Source organism: Dellaglioa sp. BT-FLS60 (genome assembly GCF_054941065.1).
In genome coordinates this window covers 1-478 of sequence record NZ_JBSOLI010000016.1, presented here as the reverse complement: position 1 = coordinate 478, position 478 = coordinate 1, and the positions used below count along the sequence as shown (strand labels likewise).

The following is a 478-nucleotide window of genomic DNA, read 5'->3' as shown; positions in this document are numbered from 1 at the left end:
TAGTATTACCGCGGCTGCTGGCACGAAGTTAGCCGGGGCTTATTCTTGCGGTACCGTCATCATCGTCCCGCACAAAAGTGCTTTACAATCCGAAGACCTTCTTCACACACGCGGCATTGCTGGATCAGGCTTTCGCCCATTGTCCAATATTCCCCACTGCTGCCTCCCGTAGGAGTTTGGGCCGTGTCTCAGTCCCAATGTGGCTGATCATCCTCTCAGACCAGCTACTGATCGTAGCCTTGGTGAGCCTTTACCTCACCAACAAGCTAATCAGACGCAGGCTCCTCCCAAGGCGACTTGCGCCTTTGACCCTCAGGTATCATGCGGTATTAGCAGCAGTTTCCCGCTGTTGTCCCCCACCCTGGGATAGATTCCTACGTGTTACTCACCCGTCCGCCACTGCCATTGCTGACCGTGCGACTTGCATGTGTTAAGCATGCCGCCAGCGTTCGTTCTGAGCCATGATCAAACTCTAGAG

At 54.6% G+C, this 478-nt stretch carries 1 rRNA gene; it reads right to left on the bottom strand.

Annotation, left to right across the window (positions count from 1 at the left end):
• Positions 1 to 478: ribosomal RNA gene (locus ACVQ8P_RS00350) — 16S ribosomal RNA — on the bottom strand; the annotation flags it as partial.